The organism is Marinobacterium jannaschii DSM 6295, from assembly GCF_000620085.1.
Lineage (GTDB): Bacteria > Pseudomonadota > Gammaproteobacteria > Pseudomonadales > Balneatricaceae > Pontibacterium > Pontibacterium jannaschii.
This window is the reverse complement of sequence record NZ_JHVJ01000005.1, coordinates 74,149-97,357: the sequence shown is the minus strand read 5'-3', so window position 1 is coordinate 97,357 and position 23,209 is coordinate 74,149. Positions and strand designations below refer to the sequence as shown.

22 protein-coding genes and 5 tRNA genes are annotated in these 23,209 nt (G+C 52.2%); 6 read left to right on the top strand and 21 right to left on the bottom strand.

Going from position 1 to position 23,209, the window contains the following annotated elements; translation table 11 throughout:
* Positions 1-12 precede the first annotated feature (12 nt).
* Together Q354_RS0103800 and Q354_RS28980 are read left to right on the top strand one after the other, a co-directional pair.
* Entirely contained in the window at positions 13-603 is a 591-nt protein-coding gene (locus tag Q354_RS0103800) for a YqiA/YcfP family alpha/beta fold hydrolase (protein WP_027856462.1), read from the top strand.
* 251 nt (positions 604-854) lie between these two features.
* Positions 855-1,211: a DUF6933 domain-containing protein gene (locus Q354_RS28980; protein WP_407637262.1), complete on the top strand. Its 357-nt coding sequence runs from the start codon at positions 855-857 to the stop codon at positions 1,209-1,211.
* A 982-nt stretch (positions 1,212-2,193) separates the two neighbouring features.
* On the opposite strand, the gene Q354_RS28440 is transcribed toward Q354_RS28980, so the two are convergent.
* From Q354_RS28440 to Q354_RS0103760, 5 genes are all read right to left on the bottom strand, one after another.
* The gene (locus tag Q354_RS28440; protein ID WP_027856459.1) at positions 2,194-2,478 is read right to left on the bottom strand and encodes a hypothetical protein; all 285 of its coding nucleotides are present in this window, start codon (positions 2,476-2,478) and stop codon (positions 2,194-2,196) included.
* Between the two features lie 383 nt (positions 2,479-2,861).
* Positions 2,862-3,140 carry a hypothetical protein gene (locus Q354_RS0103775; RefSeq protein WP_156948184.1) on the bottom strand — a complete coding sequence of 93 codons (279 nt, stop codon included), beginning with the start codon at positions 3,138-3,140 and terminating at the stop codon, positions 2,862-2,864.
* Between the two features lie 83 nt (positions 3,141-3,223).
* Entirely contained in the window at positions 3,224-3,892 is a 669-nt protein-coding gene (locus tag Q354_RS0103770) for a response regulator (RefSeq protein WP_027856457.1), read from the bottom strand.
* 97 nt (positions 3,893-3,989) lie between these two features.
* On the bottom strand, positions 3,990-4,451 hold the full coding sequence (locus tag Q354_RS0103765; RefSeq protein WP_027856456.1) for a hypothetical protein: 462 nt from the start codon (positions 4,449-4,451) through the stop codon (positions 3,990-3,992).
* A 34-nt stretch (positions 4,452-4,485) separates the two neighbouring features.
* A complete protein-coding gene (locus Q354_RS0103760; RefSeq protein WP_027856455.1) occupies positions 4,486-5,298 on the bottom strand; it encodes a DNA-binding protein in 813 nt (270 codons plus the stop codon).
* 186 nt (positions 5,299-5,484) lie between these two features.
* Between Q354_RS0103760 and gap the strand changes: the two genes are divergently transcribed.
* A complete protein-coding gene (gene gap / locus Q354_RS0103755) occupies positions 5,485-6,489 on the top strand; it encodes a type I glyceraldehyde-3-phosphate dehydrogenase (protein ID WP_027856454.1) in 1,005 nt (334 codons plus the stop codon).
* A gap of 31 nt (positions 6,490-6,520) precedes the next feature.
* On the opposite strand, the gene Q354_RS0103750 is transcribed toward gap, so the two are convergent.
* From Q354_RS0103750 to Q354_RS0103715, 8 genes are all read right to left on the bottom strand, one after another.
* Positions 6,521-6,594: transfer RNA gene (locus tag Q354_RS0103750), tRNA-Cys, on the bottom strand.
* 67 nt (positions 6,595-6,661) lie between these two features.
* A tRNA-Gly gene (locus Q354_RS0103745) sits at positions 6,662-6,737 on the bottom strand.
* Between the two features lie 489 nt (positions 6,738-7,226).
* A tRNA-Leu gene (locus Q354_RS0103740) sits at positions 7,227-7,313 on the bottom strand.
* A 2-nt stretch (positions 7,314-7,315) separates the two neighbouring features.
* Positions 7,316-7,389, bottom strand: a tRNA-Cys gene (locus Q354_RS0103735).
* Positions 7,390-7,421: 32 nt separating this feature from the next.
* A tRNA-Gly gene (locus Q354_RS0103730) sits at positions 7,422-7,497 on the bottom strand.
* Between the two features lie 107 nt (positions 7,498-7,604).
* The gene (pgsA, locus tag Q354_RS0103725) at positions 7,605-8,153 is read right to left on the bottom strand and encodes a CDP-diacylglycerol--glycerol-3-phosphate 3-phosphatidyltransferase (RefSeq protein WP_027856453.1); all 549 of its coding nucleotides are present in this window, start codon (positions 8,151-8,153) and stop codon (positions 7,605-7,607) included.
* A 27-nt stretch (positions 8,154-8,180) separates the two neighbouring features.
* Positions 8,181-10,016, bottom strand: a complete 1,836-nt coding sequence (gene uvrC / locus Q354_RS0103720) for an excinuclease ABC subunit UvrC (protein ID WP_036228448.1) — start codon at positions 10,014-10,016, stop codon at positions 8,181-8,183.
* 20 nt (positions 10,017-10,036) lie between these two features.
* Positions 10,037-10,348: a hypothetical protein gene (locus Q354_RS0103715; protein WP_027856451.1), complete on the bottom strand. Its 312-nt coding sequence runs from the start codon at positions 10,346-10,348 to the stop codon at positions 10,037-10,039.
* 183 nt (positions 10,349-10,531) lie between these two features.
* Here Q354_RS0103715 and Q354_RS0103710 point away from each other — a divergent pair, with 183 nt between their 5' ends.
* Complete coding sequence (locus tag Q354_RS0103710; protein WP_027856450.1) at positions 10,532-11,380, top strand: DUF1853 family protein; 849 nt, start codon at positions 10,532-10,534, stop codon at positions 11,378-11,380.
* Positions 11,381-11,490: 110 nt separating this feature from the next.
* On the opposite strand, the gene Q354_RS28435 is transcribed toward Q354_RS0103710, so the two are convergent.
* Together Q354_RS28435 and Q354_RS0103700 are read right to left on the bottom strand one after the other, a co-directional pair.
* The gene (locus Q354_RS28435; protein ID WP_169828854.1) at positions 11,491-11,634 is read right to left on the bottom strand and encodes a hypothetical protein; all 144 of its coding nucleotides are present in this window, start codon (positions 11,632-11,634) and stop codon (positions 11,491-11,493) included.
* 89 nt (positions 11,635-11,723) lie between these two features.
* Positions 11,724-12,593, bottom strand: coding sequence for an NAD(P)-dependent oxidoreductase (locus Q354_RS0103700; protein ID WP_027856449.1), 870 nt, complete (start codon positions 12,591-12,593; stop codon positions 11,724-11,726).
* 248 nt (positions 12,594-12,841) lie between these two features.
* On the opposite strand from Q354_RS0103700, the gene Q354_RS24455 reads away from it, so the two are divergent.
* On the top strand, positions 12,842-13,363 hold the full coding sequence (locus tag Q354_RS24455; RefSeq protein ID WP_169828853.1) for a TlpA disulfide reductase family protein: 522 nt from the start codon (positions 12,842-12,844) through the stop codon (positions 13,361-13,363).
* A gap of 92 nt (positions 13,364-13,455) precedes the next feature.
* Here Q354_RS24455 and Q354_RS0103690 read toward each other — a convergent pair whose 3' ends face one another.
* Positions 13,456-14,640, bottom strand: a complete 1,185-nt coding sequence (locus tag Q354_RS0103690; RefSeq protein ID WP_027856448.1) for a pyridoxal-phosphate-dependent aminotransferase family protein — start codon at positions 14,638-14,640, stop codon at positions 13,456-13,458.
* A gap of 57 nt (positions 14,641-14,697) precedes the next feature.
* Positions 14,698-15,444 carry a 5'-methylthioadenosine/S-adenosylhomocysteine nucleosidase gene (gene mtnN, locus Q354_RS0103685; protein WP_407637261.1) on the bottom strand — a complete coding sequence of 249 codons (747 nt, stop codon included), beginning with the start codon at positions 15,442-15,444 and terminating at the stop codon, positions 14,698-14,700.
* A gap of 220 nt (positions 15,445-15,664) precedes the next feature.
* Between mtnN and Q354_RS0103680 the strand changes: the two genes are divergently transcribed.
* Entirely contained in the window at positions 15,665-16,498 is an 834-nt protein-coding gene (locus Q354_RS0103680) for a class I SAM-dependent methyltransferase (RefSeq protein ID WP_027856446.1), read from the top strand.
* 46 nt (positions 16,499-16,544) lie between these two features.
* On the opposite strand, the gene Q354_RS0103675 is transcribed toward Q354_RS0103680, so the two are convergent.
* The 4 genes from Q354_RS0103675 to fabV form a co-directional block, all read right to left on the bottom strand.
* On the bottom strand, positions 16,545-18,893 hold the full coding sequence (locus tag Q354_RS0103675; RefSeq protein WP_027856445.1) for a helicase-related protein: 2,349 nt from the start codon (positions 18,891-18,893) through the stop codon (positions 16,545-16,547).
* A gap of 105 nt (positions 18,894-18,998) precedes the next feature.
* A complete protein-coding gene (locus Q354_RS0103670; RefSeq protein WP_027856444.1) occupies positions 18,999-19,370 on the bottom strand; it encodes a glutaredoxin family protein in 372 nt (123 codons plus the stop codon).
* Between the two features lie 45 nt (positions 19,371-19,415).
* Complete coding sequence (locus Q354_RS0103665; protein ID WP_027856443.1) at positions 19,416-21,629, bottom strand: YgiQ family radical SAM protein; 2,214 nt, start codon at positions 21,627-21,629, stop codon at positions 19,416-19,418.
* A gap of 177 nt (positions 21,630-21,806) precedes the next feature.
* Positions 21,807-23,000 carry an enoyl-ACP reductase FabV gene (gene fabV / locus Q354_RS0103660; protein ID WP_027856442.1) on the bottom strand — a complete coding sequence of 398 codons (1,194 nt, stop codon included), beginning with the start codon at positions 22,998-23,000 and terminating at the stop codon, positions 21,807-21,809.
* Positions 23,001-23,209 lie beyond the last annotated feature (209 nt).

Genomic DNA, 23,209 nt, shown 5'->3' with positions numbered 1-23,209 from the left:
AGCCTCCAGTTGATGCCATCACAGCCACTTCGTATCCTCTACCTTCACGGTCTGGGCTCCAATGGCAGCGGCTCTACGGTGCAGGCATTACGCGCCCTTGGCGCCCAAGTCACTGCACCGGATTACCAGCCCGAGCACTATCTGCACTCGATTGAGCTGCTGGCAGCGCATCTCAATGATTGTTTCGACCCAGCCGCACCCGCTAACCCGGATATTGTTATCGGCACCTCTATGGGTGGCTTTTACGCCATCAAAGCGGCCGAGATCTACGGCATCAAAGCGCTGGCGGTTAACCCCTGTATCGAACCGGGCCGGATGCTGGCCAAATACCTGGACACACCCGCGACCAACTACATCACCGGCGAGCCGATAAATGTTAGCCCGGACATGTTGGAGCAGTTTGAAGCGATCAATATGCACCGTATCAAGGCGCAACAGGCACCGTTACAGATTGTGATCGGCTGCAATGACGACGTTATCGATCCGCAACAGATCCGCGACTATTGCCAGCAGCACCAGATCTCGAGCGAAGAAACCGACTGGGGCCACCGCGTCGGCGATGCCAAAAAACTACTGAGTATCAGCCATCCTGAAGCGTCTTAACGAGTTGTTTGAGACTGATAACCTGACCGATGACGATATGCTCAATTACGCTCAAACCGTGGCGGACAAAGTAGGGGAGAACGAAAGGGTGATGCACCAGATCAGGAATAATTCGTCGGAGCAGGCGTTTCTGGGTGACTTCCCACAAGCGGTAGATGATGCAAATCCTAAGCAACCCGCAAGTGGCACAGGGTTTTTCTAGGGCGGTATTTGATATGCTGACTGCCACAGAAAAGTCTTAATTATTAGCAATTTATGAAAATAATATAATAATTCACCTCACCAAAAAGCTTGCCGGCAAGTTAAAGAAAGCAGGCTTTCTGGTACCGGAAAAATCAGAAAGCCAGTCACCTGCATTAGGTGACTGGCATGCCAATATCACCACAATACAGCGACGCCAGTGCATTGTGTTTACCTATGATGAAACGCGGTTTTCTGTTGCCCTGACGGCGGTCACCCTGAAGGAGATAAAAGCGCTGCAGTGGTGGTTTAGCGATATGCTGGCTAACACTATGTTGAAGCTGGGCTATCCTGAGGGGCTGATTGAAAGGGCGCTTAAAACAGTGGACGAGCTGCACTTTGATACTGATTGCAGCCGCTCCGTATAAGGTACCTTGAGACTAGCGACCTCGGACCTGGAATCCCACACCTGGGATGGCACTGACATTATGGATTTAGGGGCATGCTCTCTATCCAGAAATTTGTGTGAGCGCCCCTGCCAAGTAAAGGGCCAAAAGGGCTACCTCTGGCCGGCAAAAGAGATGAAAGCGCTGCTGGAAAAGTTGCCAGACTAAAGCCAAAACCCGCATATTCTGCCGGGCCTCAGCGACAGAAATCATGCCCTCATCGTACTGATCGAAGTATCTGCTGATACTTTCACTCCCCAGACGCCGCCTCGTCTGTCACCAGCCAACGTCAAAGCAGAGGTGCGCCCTTTAGGCGCTATGCAGTCAAAAGCCTACGTAAGTCACAACGCAGAAGGGTGTTGGTAGTAGAGCTTAACTGTATATATATACAGCACTTCTTGATCAATCTTCGTTTCGATAGCTGCTATCTGTAAACAACCGGCTTAAAGGTCGACAGCTGAATCTTTACGAAACAAATGTAGCCATAAAATATCGCATTAAGCCTGCTTTATCCGGTGGTAGGGAAATCATGGCATTTTAATAATACTGTATATTTATACAGTTTTTTTGGTTCGTGTAAGGACTGTAGTCAGACGCCCCGGTATTAGAAAGCTGACTCGATGCCGATAATGCTATTTATCGGCATTAGCTATAAAGCCGGAATAGCTACCGGAAATCAGCTCCCTATGAATGCCTGTCGACAAGCACAAACTGCCTTCATATTGAGCTGCAGTTTTTTCGCTGTGGGCATGAACGATGCCTCTTACAATGGGATTCTATCTACTGCGATCCCTTCGCAGTCATCGACTTAGCAGCATCCAGCCAGGAGTGTTTAATGAATCAGGAAAGAAAAGATCAGGATCCGACGCTCGTTTGCACCTGCAACGACCTCTATATAGAAGATATCCAGGAGGCTTTAGAGTTCGGTGAAGATGAGTATCGTGAGATATTCGCAGTACACGGTTTACAGCCTCGTTGCGGCGAATGTCGCTGCCATGTTGAGCAACTCACCGCTGATCATCATCGGTAGATATATAAAGCCCGCAAATAACCTCAAACCAAGTGGATTTTCGGCAAGCCTGGCATCACCAAGCGCAAACCAGACAGATACTAAAGGGACTGACCCAACACCAAAATCCCCGGACAAAAACTGCGCCGAGCTTTCACGGAACGGCACTTTACCCACAAAATAAAAATCCTGGCGACTCTCCGTACGAAGTGATCGCGTTTCAACCAACGTAAAATCCACGCCTGATCTCGGCAATGAAACCGGCAGTAGATATCCCTATCTGAGAATCGGGCCGGCAACCTAGCACGATAAAAGCATAACCCAGTAAGAGGGGATAGTACTGAGTTCCCGCATCCCACCAAGCAGAGCCTGCAATATGATATGAAATGCAGCGACTCTGGCCACCGCGTCAAAGATACGTCACCTAAAAACACCTGAAACAGTCCATCGGGACTGCTGCAGCCTGAAACCTGTCCAGCAACGACCAAGAGGCCTTTGTGTCATTATCCTGACGTCAAAATAATTATCGTATTTAACATAATATACATTATATGCATATATATTCAGGCCAAAAAAAACCGCCAATTTAGGCGGCTTAAGCGCTAGTTTGAGCTTACTGACGACTACGAGTGCTGCACCGGCATTGTTGCTGACTCATAGCTACATAACAGCGCCGGATGTACGTCTATCAATGCGCCTGTTACGTCAGATTCGACTATCAACTTAGAGTTTCCAGGTGCTTCCTGCATTTTTGCCAGCACCTGGTACAAACGATCCTTCTTGAGCTGAAGACCTGTCGAGTCATAGATATCTGCTTCAACCATGACATGATCTCCAACTGCGATTTCCCTCCATATGAAATCTGACTCCATCATCAGTTCGGGCGTGCTGTATTCAGCCATTCGATGACCTCGCCACTTGTAGTTATTGTCGATGGACGTTGCTGCCCCTAATTAACTGTAGACAGCGTTCTCAGGCATTTTGTTCAGGCCTGTACTATCCCGTAACGGATAGCCAGATGAACCAGCTCAGAGTTGTTACTGAGCTCCAGTTTGCGCAAGATATTGGTTCGATGGGCGCGAACCGTCTTAGGGCTGAGGAACATCTCTTCGGCAACCTGAGAAACCGAGTAGCCTTCAGCCAACAGCGAAAAGATCTGAGTTTCCCGCTTTGTCAGCTTAGCCAGCGGCGAAGCATCTCCAAACGTGGGACCCAATTTGTCCCTGATCGACTCAGACAGGTACGATCGGCCCGCATACACCTCGTGAACAGCATGCAAAAGCTCCTCAGGCGCACAACGTTTAGTAAGATACCCCCTGGCACCCGCCTGAATCACATGAGCTGGAAAAGGCTCGCTTTCCATTACAGTCAAAACCAGTACCCGCGCATTTGAATCATAGGAAATAATGCGCCGTATTGCCTCAAGCCCGCCGTTGATGTTGGTGGTTGTCTCAGGTGATTCTGCATCTGTTGGCATTGAAAGATCCATCAGCACCAGATCGGGCTGCAGATCCTTGTAGTAAGAAAACGCCTCAAGTCCGTTATCGGCCTCAGCCACAATTTCGATCTCTTCATCAGCCTGCAGCAGTCGATGGAAACCAGCCCGCACCAGCGGATGATCATCGACAAGTAAAATTCTAACGGCTACCGACATCTACGTTCCGTCCTTTAGTATGCGTTAGCGCAAAGACTGAGTTCACTAACGTAAGCAAATGATATTATTGTCTTTTAAGTAAGCTAATTGTACAGATTCAGGGATCGGTGCCTACTTCAACTTCTTGTACCAGGGCATCCGCACCGACGTATGTGCCATAGGTTTCGACATCCCGAATTCCTGCTGTAGACAGGTCCTCGGCCGCAAGGCCTGCAGGCATGGCGACCAGTTCATCACTGTAACCAACCAGCTGAATTCCTTCTTTCTGGCAGTGATAAAGCACCTTTTCCAGCGTGCGAACCACAGCTATCTGGCGATCTGACAGCTGGTCTGAAGGGGGCTTATCCCCCCTTTTCTTGCTGGTTACCTGGCGTATTGCATAACCTTCAGAATCCAGTAGCTGGACGGTTATACCAGTGAGCTTCTCGTTAACCAGCGCCTTCTTGGCCAGTGCAAAAACAGCCTCGCTGCTACAGCACAGGGCATCCTTTGCGCCACAATTCCTCAGAGTGCCTACAATCTCGCCATAACTGGAATCGTTTGCGATAAATATATCCATTTCAATAACTTATCTCACAAACTTGTAGTTGTTCTTAATGATCATCCTGAGTAAAAGCGACTTCCTTTTCTGCTTGCCCAGTCGATGAGCTCTTGAGCTGATCAATCCATATCTCCTGGCGGGCTATGGTCTTTTCCAGCTCATGAATCTGAGCGGTTGACGCCCTCTCCTGCTCCAGCAAATCACGACGTAGCAGCGCATTCTCGCCAGTCAGTCGCTCTACCTGTTTCAGCTGCCTTTTACTTTCCTGTTCAGAAATTCCCAGCGACACTCGGAGATTCATAAATTCTTCATCCATAGCACCCGAATCATTACCGCGCCCTCCGCTCAGCAAGCTGTACTGCTTAAGATCCCTTTCCAGCGTATCTTTTTCAGCCTGCAGGCGAATAATCCTCTCTTCATGGCCAAGAACTTCCTTTTGCACGCTGATCTTTTCGCTACTCAGGCGTTCATTATCCTGCAGTAGGCGAGCATTCTGTTCACGCAACCGGGCCAGTTCCTGCGCCATCACATCAACCTTTGCTGCCGAATCCTTAAGAGACTGCTCTGTCAGTGCTTCCAGCCTCGCTGCTTTCTCGCTTAATGCCTGTTCTGCGTAAGCGAGTGACTGTTGCCACATTCTGCTGGCAGAATCGATAACCTGGTCAGGAAGGTCCGGCCGGCTGGCGTCCTTATTGAGGCGCTCACCGATGCTCTGCCACCACTCATTCAGCGCTTTATTGATAGTAGATATAGAGCCGGTGCCAATTCGGTCGCGGATACTTTGCTGCGTTGGGCGCACACCCTCTATCAGCAACTGATCAGCTGCATCGAAGACTTTTTCGCGGGTGTCAGTTTTTCTTGGCATAAGCTAACCAGATACGTATTTTTTGATACGTATTATGTATAAGTTTTAAGAAAGGTACAGCATTCTATACGAAGCAGATGAGTAGAATCCCTTTATTTTTCGATAGATAGCCCCCTCAAGCCATCCAGCTGCCTCAAATCTAAACTATTCTATTTGTAAACGCCACGACCAGGGAGGCACTTGATTATGACTGTTCGAGTAGCAATTAACGGATACGGGCGCATTGGACGCAATATACTGCGTGCGCTTTATGAAAGCGGCAAGAATCAACAAATTGAAATAGTCGCCATTAACGACCCTGGCGACTTTGCGATAAGCGCACACCTGACCAGGTATGACAGCATTCACGGCATGTTCGGATACGAGGTCAATCTTACAGAAAATCACCTCAGTGTAGCAGGAGACAAGATCCGCCTATTTCAGTACACCGACCCTTCCCAGGTTCCATGGCGCGACCTGGAGATTGACCTTGTACTTGAGTGCAGTGGCCGGTTTACCAGTCGTGAGGCCGTGGAAGCCCACCTGAAAGGCGGAGCAACGAAAGTCCTTGTATCGGCGCCCGCCAAGGGTTCAGAGGCAACCATCGTCTACGGTGTAAACCAGCACCTGTTATCCGCTGAAATGAGCGTTGTATCCAACGCTTCATGCACAACAAACTGCCTGGCCCCGCTAGCCAAGGTACTGAATGACCAAATAGGCATTAGCGAAGGCATAATGACCACCATTCACGCCTATACCAATGACCAGCACCTCAGTGATATTGCAGGCGGAGACCCCTATCGCTCGCGCGCGGCGGCTCTGTCGATGATTCCGACCCGCACAGGAGCGGCCGAAGCGGTCGGGCTCGTCCTTCCTGAACTGAATGGAAGGCTGACCGGATTGGCGGTACGCGTGCCCACTGCCAACGTTTCTCTGGTGGACCTGAGCTTTACACCCGTCAGAAGCACCACCAAAGAAGAGATCAACAATCTGATGAAAGAGGCTGCAGGCAGCTATTTCTCGGGCATTATAGAGTACAACGATCTACCGCTTGTTTCGGTAGACTTTAACCACCACACCGCCTCGTGCATCTTTGACAGCACTCAGACACATGTTGGCGAGCATATGGTTAAGGTGCTTGCGTGGTATGACAACGAATGGGGATTTTCAAACCGGATGCTGGATACCGCACTGGCCTGGCTTAGAAAGTGATTGATTCTGAATCAGAGGAGGGAATCAGAAATGGAGGCTGGAGTCGGAATCGAACCGGCGTACACGGAGTTGCAGTCCGCTGCATGACCACTCTGCCATCCAGCCCTTTCTGATGGCTTAAACCAATAATGATGCTTAGCTGCACCATATCAATATCTTAGGGGGAAGATATTGGAGCGGGAAACGAGACTCGAACTCGCGACCCCAACCTTGGCAAGGTTGTGCTCTACCAACTGAGCTATTCCCGCTGACTTGTGAATGGAGGCTGGAGTCGGAATCGAACCGGCGTACACGGAGTTGCAGTCCGCTGCATGACCACTCTGCCATCTTAGGAGTGCTCTTTCGCTTCTGGCTTACCGAAGTAAAAACCGTTTCGCGTCAAGAAGTTGGAGCGTATTATCCGAATATTTGAGAGTTTATCAAGCCCTAATTTAAAAAAGTTACAGAATTATTTTCAGCCCGGCCGTTTAGCGCCAAAATCGATCAATATACGTGCAAATCGGGCCAATATCTGACCAGTTAATAAGCGGGATTGCCATTACTGGACTTTATTAAAGCGAATGGTTTACCGCCCTTCCTGCTCCATTCCGAATATCCGTAAAGAATGAAACCGAAACCGAGGGGGCCCTTTAAGAGATGCCGGAGAATTTTACGCTGAGAGAATTAGGAAATGACAGAATCTGCAGACGAAAAAAAACAGGCCTTAGCCTGCTTCTTTATCACACCATCAAGGATGATGGTGCCCGGAACCGGACTCGAACCGGTACACTCTTTCGAGCGGGAGATTTTAAGTCTCCTGTGTCTACCAATTTCACCATCCGGGCAATGGAGGCTGGAGTCGGAATCGAACCGGCGTACACGGAGTTGCAGTCCGCTGCATAACCACTCTGCCATCCAGCCATTACACCTATAAACACGACCAATACGGATATTGGAGCGGGAAACGAGACTCGAACTCGCGACCCCAACCTTGGCAAGGTTGTGCTCTACCAACTGAGCTATTCCCGCGCTGCGCTATAAGTGGTGCGTATTATAGAGCGCCGTCATTTCATGTCAACAAGGATCTATGAAATTTTTCTTTTAGATTAGATACTTAGCGTACAAAAACCAACCAGCTACAGATCATCAGACAGATGAGGCCAGGCAGCCATCAGGTATTGCATCATAGACCACAGAGTCAACCCTGCCGCAAGATACAGAGCTACGATACCTGTCCAGGCGTAGTTACTCCCGGGATCTACAATAATCAGCGCAAAGATAGCGACCATCTGCAGTGTTGTTTTCAGCTTGCCAATATAGGAAACAGCAACACTGGCCCGCTCTCCGAGCTCGGCCATCCATTCACGCAGGGCCGAAATAACGATCTCCCGCCCAACAATTATCACTGCAGGAACAGTCAGTAACGGTGAGGCGTAAGTTTCGACCAGCATCACAAGTGCGACCGCAACCATCAGCTTGTCGGCAACCGGATCAAGAAATGCACCAAATGGCGACATCTGATTCATTTTGCGTGCCAGATAACCATCAAACCAATCAGTAACAGCGGCAACGGCAAATATAGCTCCAGCAGCCAGCGGAGCCCAGGACAAGGGAAGATAATAAACAGCGACCAGCACCGGAATTAACACGATGCGTAACAAGGTCAGCATATTTGGAACTTTCATCGACAACAGCAAAGCCACCCTCTTTTCTCAGGCTTCGGAATGTAGTGCTGAGTATATCTCCTCAGCAAGTGTTCGGCTTATGGTAGAGACTTTTGCAATTTCTTCAACACTGGCGCGCTGAACCTCCTGAATTCCACCAAAATGTTTTAATAATTCGCGCCGTCTTTTCGGTCCGACACCGGGAATGCCTTCAAGCGTGGAGGTCCGCCTGACTTTACCGCGCCGCGCCCGATGCCCGGTAATCGCAAAGCGATGGGCCTCATCCCGGATATGCTGCAGTAGATGTAGCGCTGACGAATCCCCGGCCAGCGTCATCTCTTCACCGCTGTCACCCATGATCAGCATCTCAAATCCGGCTTTTCGGGTTGGCCCTTTCGCTACCCCGACAACCATAACCTCGGTAATCTGCAGCTCCTCCAGCACGGACATCGCCTGGGATACCTGGCCCTTACCGCCATCAATTAACAGAATATCCGGCAGTTTACCCTCACCTTTTTTCAGGCGCATATAGCGACGGGTCAACGCCTGGTGCATGGCAGCGTAATCATCACCCTCCGTAATCCCGTCAATATTAAAGTGGCGATAATCGGATTTCAGCGGACCGTTGCGGTCAAAGACTACACAGGATGCAACAGTCGCCTCACCGGAACTATGGCTGATATCAAAACACTCCAAGCGTTGCGGGATACTATCCAGCCCCATAACATCCTGCAATGCCAGAAAGCGGTTGTAGACATTCTGCTTATTAGCGAGATAACTTCCCAACTGCTGTTCGGCATTGGTTTGCGCAAGACGCTGCCAGGCAGCGCGATCACCTCGCACATTATATAGAAGTGCAGTCTTTCGCTGACGCTTGTCCGTTAAAGCCGCTTCGATTGATTCGGCATCCTCCAGCTCTAATGCCGTGATGACTGCCGCCGGTATCTCACGGTCACTGCCCAGATACCACTGCGCGACAAATGCAGACAGCACTTCTGCAGGGCTGTCCTCAACTGAGACTTTCGGGTGAAATACCTTGCTACCGATAATCCTTCCGGCCCTGACAAACAACATATGGATAGAGACGGCACCGGAACCAACAGCACAACCAAAGACATCAGCATCGCCGCTTTGCCCGGAAACATATTGCTGCTCCTGGACTTTTTGCAAGCTGATCAGCTGATCCCTTAAAGCCGCTGCCTGTTCAAAATTAAGTGCCTGAGACGCTTGCTCCATCTGCTCGCCCAGTTCCTGGAGCAATTGCTGATTCTTTCCCTCGAGAAACATAGCGGTATGCCGCAGATCCTGCTCATACTCCTGTTCGCTGATCATTCCGACACAAGGCGCCGTGCAACGCTTGATCTGGTATTGCAGGCAAGGCCTGGAGCGGTTTTTGAAAAAGCTGTCTTCACACTGCCTGATCCGAAAAATCTTCTGCAGCAAGTTCAGGCTTTCCCTCACCGCACCGCTGCTGGGAAAGGGGCCAAAGTAGCGTCCCTGGCGGCGTTTCGAGCCGCGATGGAAGCGCACTGCTGGATAAGCGTCCTTGCTGGAAATGAAAATATAGGGGTACGACTTATCATCACGCAGCAGGATATTATAGGGCGGGCGCTGCTGCTTGATCAGGTTCTGCTCCAATAGCAGTGCTTCAGTCTCGCTGTTGGTGATAGTTACCTGAACATCGGCAATCTTACTCACCAGCGCCCGGGTTTTGGTGCTGAGGCCACTACTACGAAAGTAACTGCTGACGCGGTTTTTCAGGTTTTTTGCCTTACCCACATACAGGATCTCGCCCTCCGAGTTGTACATCTGGTAAACACCGGGGCGATGGGTAAGGCGCGAAAGGAAATCCTTCGCATCAAAGGTTTGGCACTGATTGCTCACAACTGACGGCTATTCCGTTTTCAATCTTCGTTAGGATTCAGGTTTTTAAGCTTGTTTGCTTCCATGTGCAGGTATGTGGCCTGTTTATGGACTTCCTGCAGGAGCTGACGCGTCTCGTCGGTGATACCTGCACCACTCGATAGCGATACTTCCAGATAAACCCCTATCTCAGCGTAGTAATACAGCCTTGCATTGAAAGAGCCGGCCCGGCTCAGCTTTCGCAACGAAATCTGAGCCCCGTTAACCAGTATGTAGTTGATATCGATATCAGATTTAGCTGTATAACGATTCTGCTCACTGAGAGGCTTTGCATCTGACCGGCGCGTGTTCATATTAATCCTTGCCTGTTATCAAAATTAATCTGCTACTGTAATCAAAAATCCAATATGGTGTTATGGGACTTGCGTTCAAGTAGCGGAGTCACCCGGGAGCCTGCGAATGAGTGCGAAACGCCCGCAGGACGATTCCCGGACTTGTTCGCAGATCTGCCAACTCCTCACAGCAAACATTGTGTCATGAACCAGTTCCAAAAAGATATGCAGTGGTGCCTTCAAGCGCCTTCGTTGATGAACCCGCCCGAGAGCCGGGATGGTGCTGACTGGATCAGGAAACTCTATCGCCCGGGAAGCCTGGCTGATACAGGCCAAACTCAGCCTGCCGGTCAATACAGGCTCGGCCTGTATTACGAAACGATCATCAGGTCGATTCTAAAAAATACGCCTCAACTATCTGATTTATATCATAATATACAAGTCATTGATGCTAAGCGTACAGTCGGCGAGTTTGATTTTATAGGCCGTCTCTCGGGCGGCCTTACTTTTCATCTGGAGTGCGCTATTAAGTTCTACCTGCGCGTAGGTGATGGCTCCTGTCTCGATCATTTTGTAGGCCCTGCCAGGCAGGACAGGCTCGGCCTCAAGTGGCAAAGGCTAATCGATAAACAGCTGAATCTGAGTCAGACAGATGCCGGCCAGACCCGGCTTAATGAGCTGGGCTTTGATGGCATAGACAGAACACTGGTTCTTATACAGGGTTACCTATTCCACCCATATGATGAATTCCCTGTAACCGCTGCGGCATCGCTACATCAGGCAATTAATAAGGACCATCTACAGGGATGGTGGTTACGACAGTACCTGGCCGTTGAATTAACCAGGAGTATTTCCAGCTTTCAGTTGCTGCTCAAACCACGTTGGTTAACGCCGGAAACTTGTGGTTCAGCACCGGCATTTCAATCGGAATTGCTGACAGCGGAGAGTTTTCTAGAGCGGATTGGATCTACGACACAGCCTGTGCTCGTGGCACGAATAGATAGCAGCGGCAAAGAGGTCGATCGTGGTTTTGTGGTACCAGACGACTGGTAAGACTTCGAGCCGTGGTTGAAGTATCGGGCCTGGGAGGGGCCGCGACAAAAGATGGCTGGTTCGGGTGGAAGTTGGGCAGCAGGTGCTGCCCGAATAGCCGGGCTCAGGTTTTACTCGAAGCCACGCATTTCAGCCTTAGCTGCATCTTCAGCAATGAACTTACGCAGCATTTTAACGCCGACAACGACGATCGCTACGCAGCCAACAACGATTGCAACAGAAGGGATCAAAGAAATCAGGCTGTATTTATCCATAGAACTGTCCTCTTTATATTCATAGTTATTGGCAGGCAATTATATAGATTCCAGCCCGGCTGTCTATCCGACGGTAGTCCCGGTCGGGATTACTCTTCCCGCTCGAGACGACTCACCAGGCTGGAGGTATCCCAACGACTACCACCCATCTTCTGGACTTCGGCATAAAACTGGTCAACCAGAGCGGTCACAGGAAGCTGCGCACCGTTGTTCCGCGCCTCTTCCAGCGCAATACGCAGATCCTTTCGCATCCAGTCTACGGCGAAGCCAAAATCAAATTCGTTGTCCAGCATAGTCTCATGGCGATTTACCATCTGCCAGGAACCGGCAGCACCATGCTGAATTACGTCGAACAATGCAGCCCCATCAAGCCCGGCCCGCTTGGCGAAATGCACGCCTTCAGCCAACCCCTGTACCAGACCGGCAATACAGATCTGATTAACCATCTTGGCCAGCTGCCCGCTACCAGCAGGCCCGAGCAACTTAACGGATTTTCCGTACGCCTGCAGCACAGGTTCAACCTCCGCAAATACCGACGGTTCACCACCCACCATAATGCTCAGCACGCCGTTCTCTGCACCCGCCTGACCACCGGATACCGGTGCATCCATAAAGCTCAGTTCGCCCTCCTGTGCTTTCAGCTGAAGCTCACGCGCAACGTCGGCAGAGGCGGTAGTATGATCAACCAGAGTGGAGCCGGGTTTCATGCCAGCGAAAGCGCCGTGCTCTCCCAGCACAACCGATCGAAGATCATCATCGTTACCCACACATACAAAGACTAACTCAGCGTCTTTTGCCGCCAGTGCCGGTGTGTCTGCCCAGCTGCCGGAGTACTGTTTGGCCCACTTCTGAGCCTTAGTCTGGGTGCGGTTGTACACCGTTACCTCATGACCGCTGCGTTGCAGATGCCACGCCATGGGGTAGCCCATTACACCCAGTCCGATAAATGCCAGTTTCATACTTTACTCCACCAAAATCCCTGAGGTTGAACGATGTGTTTGTTATTGCTGCAGGCAAAATACCCTATTAAGGCGGCGACATAAACCGCTTTGATCCCAATCCGGATTGTCAAAACAGGCTTATTTGCCTCCGCTAATGCAGTAGAATCCCTTGGTTTGTGGTCTATTCGTGGATGCTTGGAAATGACAACTCCGACAACAGTATTACAATAGCCCGACCTGACCATGCCGTATTAAAGGACCTATTTATGCGACACCTCGTGCGTATGCTTTCACAGTCACTCAAGACACTTTCGCTCGCCGCCGCTATCAGTTTCGCAGCCGCCCCGGTGACGCAGGCAAGCTCAGAGCAGCTCTACCAGCTGAGCTTTCCCGGCATCGATAATCAGCAGGTCTCCCTGGCACAGTACCGCGGCAAAGTGGTATTGCTGAATTTCTGGGCAACCTGGTGCCCGCCCTGCATCAAGGAGATGCCTTCTATGCAGCGTCTGAGGGACCATTTTGCAGCGGATGACTTTGAAATCGTGGCGATCAACGCCGGTGAGAGTGAGACGGCAGTGTCCGCATTTCTGATGGAGATGGAACCACCCCTGACCTTCCCTATCCTGCTTGATGAGAATGGTCATTCCTTCAAAGATCTTGGTATCAGAGGGCTGCCGATGAGCTTCCTGTTTGACCGTAGGGGTAATCTGGTAAAGACCATTATGGGTGGCCGCGAATGGGATGAAGGGCCATCCGTACAGCTGATTAAGGAAACCCTGCAGCAATAATACAACTCACGACCAGAAAAAAGCCGCTGCAAGAGAGTCTCTTCAGCGGCTTGATTATCGCGCCGGGGAAACCAACTCCCCGGGTTGTCAGACTACGGTGCTTTCAGGTAGACCTCGTTTGCAGCCTTCAGCGCAACCCCCTGATTGATCGCGCCCCCCTGTGCAACCAGAGTATTCTCCAGCGCTGTAAGACAAAGCATCACATTGCGGCGACAGGAAGCGGTACCCATCAGGCCAATGCGCCATACCTTACCGGCCAGAGCCCCCAGTCCCGCTCCGATCTCAAGGTCGTAATCTTCCAGCAGGCTGGCCCTTACGGCCGCTTCATCAACACCATCAGGGATTGTCACCGTATTCAGCTGAGGCAGACGATAGGCTTCATCGACGAGGAAGCTCATGCCCATCGCTTCCAGACCGGCACGCAGTGCCTGATGATTAAGCTGATGGCGATCCCAGGATGCTTCCAGTCCCTCTTCGAAGAGCATAACCAGCGACTCATGCAGGGCATACAGGGAGTTAACCGGCGCCGTATGATGATAGGCTCGCTTACCACTTCCGCCCCAATATCCCATCACCAGGTTCTTATCCAGAAACCAGCTGGGTACCGGTGTTTTACGCTGGCGAACAACTTCAAGGGCCTTTTCGCTGAATGACACCGGCGCAATACCCGGCGGGCAGGATAGACACTTCTGAGTACCGGAATAGATAGCATCGATACCCCAGCCATCCACGTCAACGTTAATACCGCCCAGTGAAGTCACTGCGTCGACGATTGCCAGCGCATCGAATTCGCGGGCCAGCGCGCACAACGCCGCCGCATCGGAGCGCACTCCGGTGGAGGTTTCAGCATGGACAAAAGCCAGGGCTTTGACGCCCGGGTTCTGTTCCAGCGCGCTACGAACCTTCGCCACATCAACCGGCTTACCCCAGTCGTCTGTCACCATGATCGCTTCGGCACCGAAGCGCTCGACGTTCTCCTTCATGCGACCGCCGAAGACGCCATTCTGACAGACAATCACTTTATCGCCTGGCTCTACCAGGTTGACAAAGCAGGCTTCCATTCCGGCAGAGCCCGGAGCAGACACCGGCATGGTCAGGGCATTCTCAGTCTTGAACAAGGCCTGCAGCATCTCCTTAATCTCATCCATCATACGGATGAATTCCGGATCAAGGTGGCCAATGGTGGGACGCGCCATCGCCGCAAGCACTCGGGGAGAAACATCTGACGGGCCCGGCCCCATCAAGGTGCGAACGGGAGGATTAAAGGAGCTTTTCATTATTCTTCACCTGAAACCTGTTGGATTAACCTGACCTCCGTGGCATTAACCGGCGAATCAGGTAGTGGCAGTCTCTTTTACCATCGCCATCACCATCTCCGCTGAGTGCTTGGCGGCTTTAATCAGAAACTGATCAAAGGAGATATTGGATTCTTTACCGGCAATATCGGACAACGCACGGATAATAATAAAAGGTGTTCCGAACTGATGGCAGGTCTGAGCGATCGCCGCGGCCTCCATCTCAACAGCCTTCATCGTCGGGAATGTCGCACGTGTTTTGGCAACGCGTTCCGGATCATTCATAAAAGAGTCGCCGGTGGCGATCAGGCCGCGGGTTGTTTTCATTCCGCTCATACCACCGATACAGCGTTCTGCTACATCGGCCAAATGCTGATCCGGAGTAAATGCAGCCGGCAGGCCCGGTACCTGACCCGGCTCATAGTTAAAGATTGTCACATCAACGTCATGATGACGGACTTCGGTGGAAATCACTACATCGCCGACTTCCAGCTCAGGATCAAAGCCACCGGCAGAGCCGGTGTTGATAACACAGTCGGGTTTGAATTCCTGCAGCATCAGCGTGGTGCCGATCGCCGCGTTAACCTTACCGATGCCAGACTTAAGTAAAACGACCTCATGGCCGTGCATAGTCCCTTCAAATAACTGATAACCGGCAATCTCATGATCGCGGCGGCCCTCAATACTATCCTTTAACAGCTCTACTTCTTCATCCATGGCACCGATAATGCCGATACGAACGGCGCCATTATTCTGTTTAATTTTCTCGGCCAGTGAGTGCTGCATTGTCATGTGATCCAAATACCGTGTAGATGTCGCAAATCAGCCGGAATTACAGCACAGGAACCTTTAAAAAAACAGCATATCCCGGCTTTATCTCGGTAAATTCTCCTAACGGATAATAGCCGGACGATAGCACAGCGATACATACACCAAAGATATAAGTGAATACCCCTATGCTTTCAATTAGACTGAGTGCTTTCAACCGCATCCGGACCAGAATGCAATGAGTGTCAGCCGCCATTACCAGCAGTCCCTCCAGTATGATTTGATTCTTCAGCGCGTCAGGGAGCTTTACCCGCAAGGCGCGTCAGCCTACCAATTGGCACCACTCGATCAACTTCACATTGGCGGTATTCTTGCCTCGGAACGACTACTGGAGAACCTGAGCGAGCTTGCTGATAACGCAGCGATACTGGAACTCGGCTCAGGGCTAGGCGGACTGGCCAGGCTGGCAACTTCAGTAGCCAATGCCCGGTTCACCTGCCTTGATATCTCCCATCAACTCAATCGCCTTCATAGCCAGATCTCCCGCCACCAAAACGGCGTTGAGGCAGATATTCTCACCGCTGATGCGACAGCAATTCCGCTAGCCGATCAAAGCTTCGATTGCGTCATACTGCAACACAGCCTGCTGAACATTCCTGATAGTGAAGCCGCCCTCGCTGAGTGCTGGCGAGTACTAAGGCCGGATGGCCAGTTGATTTTGCATGAAGTCCTGCAGGGCCCCGATCCAGAGCAAATGCGATATCCCGTTCCCTGGGCCAGCACTGCCGAGCTATCCCATTTAGTCAGCGTAGAGACACTGAGAGCGATGGTTGCAGGGCAGTTCAGTGCGATATCCATCGATGACTGGACCGCTGACGCCCTTAGCTGGCGCCAGAGACAACTGCAGAAGGAGCGAAAGGCACAAGCTTCATCAAACCCTCAGGCAGGACTTTCACCTGCACTGGTTTTAGGCGCTGAGTTTCCACGGATGGGTGCAAATGTGGCGCAAAACCTGGAATCCGGCGCGATCCGGGTGGTCGAACTGAAAGCGCAGAAAGCGCTGACCGCCTGAACGTCAGACCGCACGCCTTTGCTTTGCAGGCAGACAGCTTGGCAGCTCAGCGAATATCGATAACACGACTTGCTTTGCGATACTGAATCTTCCAGCCATTCCATGCCGGCAACTCCCATCGGGCAGGCGGCTGTTTGCGGGTGCCGGAAACCGCTTCAATGGTAATGCGCTTTTTCCGGGTATCATATTCCACACTGAGTTTCAGGTCACTCAGGGAGAGCTGTTGCGGATAGCGACTATCAAAGTCGTCGCGCTGCCATTGCGGTATGCCATCAAATACCAGATCACCGGCTTCAAACAACTGCAGTTCAGCGACTGTTTCCACCCCCAAAGCTGACAACTGTTGCTGCAGCCAGTCCAGCGCCTCCGGCACTTCAACGCTCTGGCCTTCGATTGCATTCCAAAGCCGCCAGGCAGCAAGGTCCTGGAGAAGCCGGTCTCCTGCACCTCTGAGTAAGCGCCCCCGAAGTATCAGTTCTGCCAGCGCCCGGTGCAGCATTTCACCTTCAGGCACGATTTGCTGCACGTCGATACATCGACCGGCATAGAGGCGCTGGCGGGTTACTTCGACCTCGCCCGCAGCCAGCTGCGGCGACGAATCAGCATCCTCACCGAGCCCTGCCGCAGCAATTTGAGCGAACGTGACCGGCATCAGGCAGTTTGCCTTGTTAATGGTCTGACGGGTACCTCTGCCCGGAAGGCTGTACTGGTCCAGCACTAAAGCTGCATCCGCATCGTCATCGAACCGGCTGTAATCAGCAATCTGAACCTCACTGTAGCCGTTACCCATCGCCTGCGGCCGCTTCTCCCTGCGAACATAGGCCAACGCCGGCTGCGCCTGAATAATCGCATCTGCCAGCGCTCGCTGTCGGAAATCGAGCGTTGCGCTGCAGGCCGGTAGCTGCATCACCTGACGCATCTGTCGTGACAGCTGCCGGGCCTCTGCCAGCAGATCCGCAGGGGGTTCGATATCATCGGGTCCACCCATCCTGATCAGTTTGATCAGTGATACTCCGTCACAAGGCAGGGGCTGCCACTTAACCAGGCTCTGGCGCTTCTGCTCATCCCGCGGCAGACTCAACAAACGACCACCCACCGAAAGAGCAGCGGCAAGATCGATCATCGCCATTCTCAGCTGCACATCAGGCATCGCGGTTATCAGATGTGAAAACAGAGTATCGATCGGTAAAGGAAACAAGCGCCGACCGTGATCGGTCGCAAGGCCGCGCGCATCGATTGCCCGCATATCCTCCAGTTGAGCGATGGCCAGCTGCAGTGATTTCTGCGGCAGCTCAGAGGGAAAGTTCAGCTCAGCCGCAGCCACACCACTGCAGGCTGCGGCCAATACCAGATCCGTCAATTCCTCCCGTACCACCTCCGGCGGCGTCACCCGCTCCAATGGTGCGTGTTCACCCCACAGGCGCAGGCACTGACCAGGGGCGACCCGACCTGCCCGCCCCTTGCGCTGATCCGCACTGGCCAGAGATATCGGATGCAAAGCCAGCACTGTACGTCCGTTACGCTGATGGGTACGTCGCTCAAGACCACTATCGATCACCTGCGTCACGCCGGGTATGGTCAGTGAGGTTTCAGCAATATTGGTCGCCAGAATCACCCGCTGATGATCCGCCTGCTGCAAGGCGGCCAGCTGCTCCCGATTGGAAACCGAGCCATGCAGCTCTGCCACTGTGATACCCTGACGCCGCAATATTGCAGCAGTCTCGCTGATTTCACGACGCCCCGGAAGGAATACCAGCAGATCACCGGCGTAGCGGCGTGAAAGCTGCTGCGAAACCGCTGCAGCAACCTGTTTGGCGATATCTTTTTGTGAAGGCATCTGGCGCGGATCCGTGGCGATGTGGTTAACCTCCACCGGATAACTCTGCGTTTCCACTTCCAGCAATGCTGCACCAGACCATTGTTGCAACGCCTGGCTGTCGATGGTTGCCGAGGTGATCACGATGCGATGTCGGTTACCATGACGAATCAGCGCCAGCAACAGATCCATATCCCAACGGCGTTCATGAAACTCATCCAGTATTACGGTGTGGTACTGATCCAGCTTACCTTCACTAAGCCAGCGTAAAGCAACTCCGGGCGTCACGAAGGTGATCTCCGTCTCTGCACTGACTTTCTGCTGGAAACGAATTGCATATCCGATTCGTGCGCCGGTTTCAGTACCGGTCTGCCCGGCAATAAAATCAGCCAGTGCGGTACAGGCCACCCTACGAGGCTCAACCACCAACGTTTTGCCCAGCGTTGCGGCCCATAACGGCAGGCGGGTCGATTTACCGCTACCGGTGCCGGCCGTTACGATAAGATCACCCTGTTTGAGTGCGCTGATAAACCGCGACTTAATCAGATCTATTGGAAAAATCGGTGCTGAATCCATCATTGCAGGTATACAGGTGTTTCAGTTGATCAGTTTGAGAGTCACTCAGGCATTAAAAAGCCCCTGCTACCACTAAGTGGCACAGAGGCTCTCGAGTCATCTATCCGTTCAGGCCGCTTTAACGACTTCAGATTCCAGATAGTTGATGATATCGCCGGATTCGTACATCCATTCGACCTGACCATCGGCTTTCTCGATACGCAGGCAAGGCACTTTTACCCGACCGCCCTGCTGTTCCAGCGTCTGGCGGTGCTGCTGGTCGTTGCGTGCATCGCGCAACTCGATATCAAGCGCGTTACGCTTCATGCTACGGCGCACTTTGACGCAGAATGGGCAGGCCTCAAACTGGTACAGAGCCAGGCTGCGTGTACGTTCATTGATTCTTGCCTGCTCGGTCTCTTCGCGCTTCACCGCACGCGGCGAAAAGATAAAGTTAAGCAACAGGATAATTCGCCCAATAACCCAACGTAATAATTTCAACCTCAGGGTCTCCTCTGTCTGATTTAGTTCTGAGCGGCGAGTATTTTAAGGCCGCTTCTTCGATTTCATAGTGGCACGCTTACCCTTCGGCTTAGCACCGGGGCCAGCTTTGCCACGGGAACTGTTTGGGCGCTTAGCCGCAGGTCGTTTCTTCTCCGGGAATTTTGCCCCCCGTGCCACCTGGGCTTTTTTGCCGCCTGGCGACGGCTTACGCTTGTCCGCCTTGTTTTCTTCAGGTGGTACCAGTGCATCCTGATGGTGGCCGATCAGATCGCCACGCCCCATCTCACTCAGGGCGCTGCGCAGCAGGGGCCAGTTTTCCTCGGCATGGTAACGCAGAAAGGCTTTCTGCACACGACGCTGATCGAGGTCCTTGGGCGTATAAAGCTTCTCGGCCTTGTAGGTGACCTTCTTCAGCGGATTTTTATCCGAGTAGTACATCGCCGTCGCCAGCGACATCGGTGATGGATAGAAGGTCTGCACCTGGTCAACTTCGAAGCTGTTCTTCTTCAGCCAGCGAGCCAGGTTGAGCATATCCTCATCTTCACAGCCGGGGTGGGCTGCGATGAAATAAGGGATCAGGTACTGCTGCTTGCCCGCTTCCCTGGAGAAGCGATCAAACATCTTCTTAAACGCATCATAGGTTCCCATCCCCGGCTTCATCATCTTGGTGAGGGTGCCGTCTTCGCTGTGCTCCGGCGCTATCTTGAGGTAGCCGCCTACATGATGGGTTACCAGCTCACGCACGTATTCCGGATCTTCCACCGCCAGGTCATAACGAAGTCCTGACGAGATCGATACCGTATGCACGCCTTTGACCGCCCGTGCCTTTCGATACAGTTGCGTAGTCGGGCTGTGGTCGGTCTTGAGGTTGCTACAGATGGTCGGAAAGACACAGGAAAGCTTACGGCACGACGCCTGAATCTCCGGATCCTTACAGTTAAGGTGATACATATTCGACGTCGGGCCACCCAGGTCCGAAATTGCGCCGGTAAAGCCCGGCACTTTGTCACGAATATCCTCAATTTCCCGGATCACCGACTCGTGGGAGCGACTCTGGATGACCCGGCCCTCATGTTCGGTAATGGAACAAAAAGTACAGCCACCAAAGCAGCCGCGCATGATATTGATCGAGAAGCGGATCATATCGTAAGCAGGAATCTTCTCGTTGCCATATTTCGGATGAGGAATCCGCTGGTATGGCAGGTCGAATACTCCGTCCATTTCCGGTGTCTCCAGCGGAATCGGCGGTGGATTAACCCATATTTCGCGATTACCGTGCTTTTGCACCAGTGTCCGTGCATTCTGCGGGTTTGCTTCGATATGCAGTACACGCGATGCGTGGGCATACAACACCGGATCGTTGGATACCTTCTCAAAGGACGGCAGGCGGATATAGGTGTTTACCGGCAGTCGCTGCTTACCTTTCAGCGGTTCGGGAATGATTCTTATCGGTTGCGGCGCGTCGGGATCACTTTCTTCAGCATCCTTGTTCGTGTCGCCGTAATCATAAGGATTTGGCAGCTGATCGATATGACCCGGCCAGTCAACCCGGGTTGAATCTACTTCAGTCCAGCCGCCGGGTAAGGTTTTGCGGATAATCGTCGTGCCACGCAGGTCATCAATCGATTCAATCGGCTCCCCTGCTGCCAGACGGTGTGTCAGGTCGATAATGGCGCGTTCGGCATTGCCGTACAAAAGGATATCAGCGGTTGAGTCCACCAGCACCGATCGGCGTACCTTATCGGTCCAGTAATCATACTGGGCGATGCGTCGCAGACTGGCTTCAATACCGCCGATGACGACCGGCACTTCACGGAAGGCTTCCTTACATTTCTGGCTATAGACCGTGACTGCACGGTTGGGCCTTTTTCCGCCCATACCGCCGGGCGTGTAAGCATCATCATGACGGATACGCAGGTCAGCCGTATAGCGGTTGATCAGCGAGTCCATATTGCCGGCAGTGACACCAAAGTAGAGGTTTGGCTTACCCAATGCGGTAAAGTCATCCAGCGTCTTCCAGTCCGGTTGGGCGATAATCCCGACCCGGTAGCCCTGTGCTTCCAGTAGCCGCCCCATAACCGCCATACCAAAGCTGGGATGGTCGACGTAGGCATCTCCGGTCACGATAATCACATCGCAGCTATCCCAGCCTAAGGCATCCATCTCAGCACGGCTGGTCGGCAGGAATTTGGCAGGGCCATAGCTTTCTGCCCAGTACTTTGGATAGGTAAATATATCTTTGGCTTTATGGATCATGGACCGGAAATATCAGAGTTCGGTGGAGTGCGCTATTGTCGCAGAAACGGATGCCGAGTCACAGTGGTACCGAACAATTGGTCGGCCAGCAGGAACGTACGCCCATCCAAATAAAAACGGGGTGTGCCTGATGGCAACACCCCGTCGGCTCCGGCCATGCCGGAAGATCAGAAATGATCAGATATCGATAACGTTGAACTCAACCTGAGGGTTGGTATCCGCTTCATAATCGATAGACTCGATACCGAAACCAAACAGTTTCAGGAACTCTTCCTTATACAGTTTGTAATCGGTCAGGTCGAACAGGTTTTCAGTGGTAATCTCAGACCACAGCTCGCGGCAGGCTTCCTGTACGTCATCACGCAGTTCCCAGTCATCCATGCGGTAGCGGTTGCCATCATCAAGATTGGCAGACTCACCGTAGAGACCGGTATTAAACAGGCGGTAAACCTGCTCCATGCAACCTTCGTGCAGGCCCTTCTCACGCATGATCTTGAAAACCATGGACAGATAGAGCGGCATAACCGGAATAGCGGAACTTGCCTGGGTCACAACGGACTTCAGGACACCCACGTTGGCCTCGCCACCGGCCGGAGCCAGCATGGCACCGATTTCGCTTGCAGCACGGTCGAGATCCTGCTTAGCACGGCCCAGAGTGCCGTCCCAGTAAATCGGCCAGGTAATCTCGGTACCGATGTAGGAGTAAGCAACCGTCTTACAGCCATCAGCCAGAACGCCTGCATCTTTCAGTGCATTCATCCACAACTGCCAGTCTTCACCGCCCATTACGGTAACGGTGTTGGCGATCTCTTCATCATTGGCAGGCTCGACTTCAGCCTCGATGATGACGTCTTTATTGGTATCGATGGCGGTAGAGCGGTAAACCTCACCGATTGGCTTCAGTGCAGAGCGCACCAGTTCACCACTATCAGGAAGTTTACGCACCGGAGATGCCAGGGAATAAACAACCAGGTCGATCTGACCCAGGTCTTCTTTAATCAGATCGATAGTTTTCTGTTTTGCTTCGTGGGAGAACGCGTCGCCATTAAGGCTCTTGGCGTAAAGTCCCTCTTCCGCTGCCATACGATCGAATGCTGCAGCGTTGTACCAGCCCGCAGTACCTGTTTTACGCTCGGTACCGGGCTTTTCAAAAAACACACCGATAGTAGACGCGCCGCAACCAAAGGCGGCTGCGATACGGGAAGACAGGCCATAACCGCTGGATGAACCTACAACCAGCACACGCTTAGGTCCGTCCGCAATCTGTCCTTGCTGCTTTGTGTACTCGATCTGCTCGCGTACGTTGGCAGCACAGCCATCGGGATGGGTAGTAGTACAGATGAAGCCACGAATTTTAGGTTTGATGATCATGGTAGAACTTGGTCTCAATCCATTTATCACAGGAAATCAGGCTCTTAAGATACAGCAGTTTCAAGGGCAGGGACAGTTTTTCCCGGCTTAGGGGCTAATCTCAACAGCCTTAACGTCCCATTTACTTGGCGCTTTGCAGTTTCTGTTTCTACACTCCCTGTAGCGCAGTGAAACAACATGAAACGGTCAATGGATACGAGCAACAAGGT

Coding starts and splice junctions, on each gene's coding strand:
- mtnN (WP_407637261.1), bottom strand. CDS start 15,444: ATGCAGCACTCACTGGCCGAGAAAATTAAACAGAATAATGGCGCCGTT.
- Q354_RS0103775 (WP_156948184.1), bottom strand. CDS start 3,140: ATGGCTGAATACAGCACGCCCGAACTGATGATGGAGTCAGATTTCATA.
- Q354_RS0103680 (WP_027856446.1), top strand. CDS start 15,665: ATGAGTGTCAGCCGCCATTACCAGCAGTCCCTCCAGTATGATTTGATT.
- Q354_RS0103715 (WP_027856451.1), bottom strand. CDS start 10,348: ATGAACACGCGCCGGTCAGATGCAAAGCCTCTCAGTGAGCAGAATCGT.
- Q354_RS0103760 (WP_027856455.1), bottom strand. CDS start 5,298: ATGCCAAGAAAAACTGACACCCGCGAAAAAGTCTTCGATGCAGCTGAT.
- Q354_RS0103700 (WP_027856449.1), bottom strand. CDS start 12,593: ATGAAACTGGCATTTATCGGACTGGGTGTAATGGGCTACCCCATGGCG.
- Q354_RS0103690 (WP_027856448.1), bottom strand. CDS start 14,640: ATGAAAAGCTCCTTTAATCCTCCCGTTCGCACCTTGATGGGGCCGGGC.
- Q354_RS0103665 (WP_027856443.1), bottom strand. CDS start 21,629: ATGATCCATAAAGCCAAAGATATATTTACCTATCCAAAGTACTGGGCA.
- gap (WP_027856454.1), top strand. CDS start 5,485: ATGACTGTTCGAGTAGCAATTAACGGATACGGGCGCATTGGACGCAAT.
- pgsA (WP_027856453.1), bottom strand. CDS start 8,153: ATGAAAGTTCCAAATATGCTGACCTTGTTACGCATCGTGTTAATTCCG.
- Q354_RS0103800 (WP_027856462.1), top strand. CDS start 13: ATGCCATCACAGCCACTTCGTATCCTCTACCTTCACGGTCTGGGCTCC.
- Q354_RS0103710 (WP_027856450.1), top strand. CDS start 10,532: ATGAACCAGTTCCAAAAAGATATGCAGTGGTGCCTTCAAGCGCCTTCG.
- Q354_RS24455 (WP_169828853.1), top strand. CDS start 12,842: ATGCGACACCTCGTGCGTATGCTTTCACAGTCACTCAAGACACTTTCG.
- fabV (WP_027856442.1), bottom strand. CDS start 23,000: ATGATCATCAAACCTAAAATTCGTGGCTTCATCTGTACTACTACCCAT.
- Q354_RS0103675 (WP_027856445.1), bottom strand. CDS start 18,893: ATGATGGATTCAGCACCGATTTTTCCAATAGATCTGATTAAGTCGCGG.
- Q354_RS28435 (WP_169828854.1), bottom strand. CDS start 11,634: ATGGATAAATACAGCCTGATTTCTTTGATCCCTTCTGTTGCAATCGTT.
- Q354_RS0103765 (WP_027856456.1), bottom strand. CDS start 4,451: ATGGATATATTTATCGCAAACGATTCCAGTTATGGCGAGATTGTAGGC.
- Q354_RS0103770 (WP_027856457.1), bottom strand. CDS start 3,892: ATGTCGGTAGCCGTTAGAATTTTACTTGTCGATGATCATCCGCTGGTG.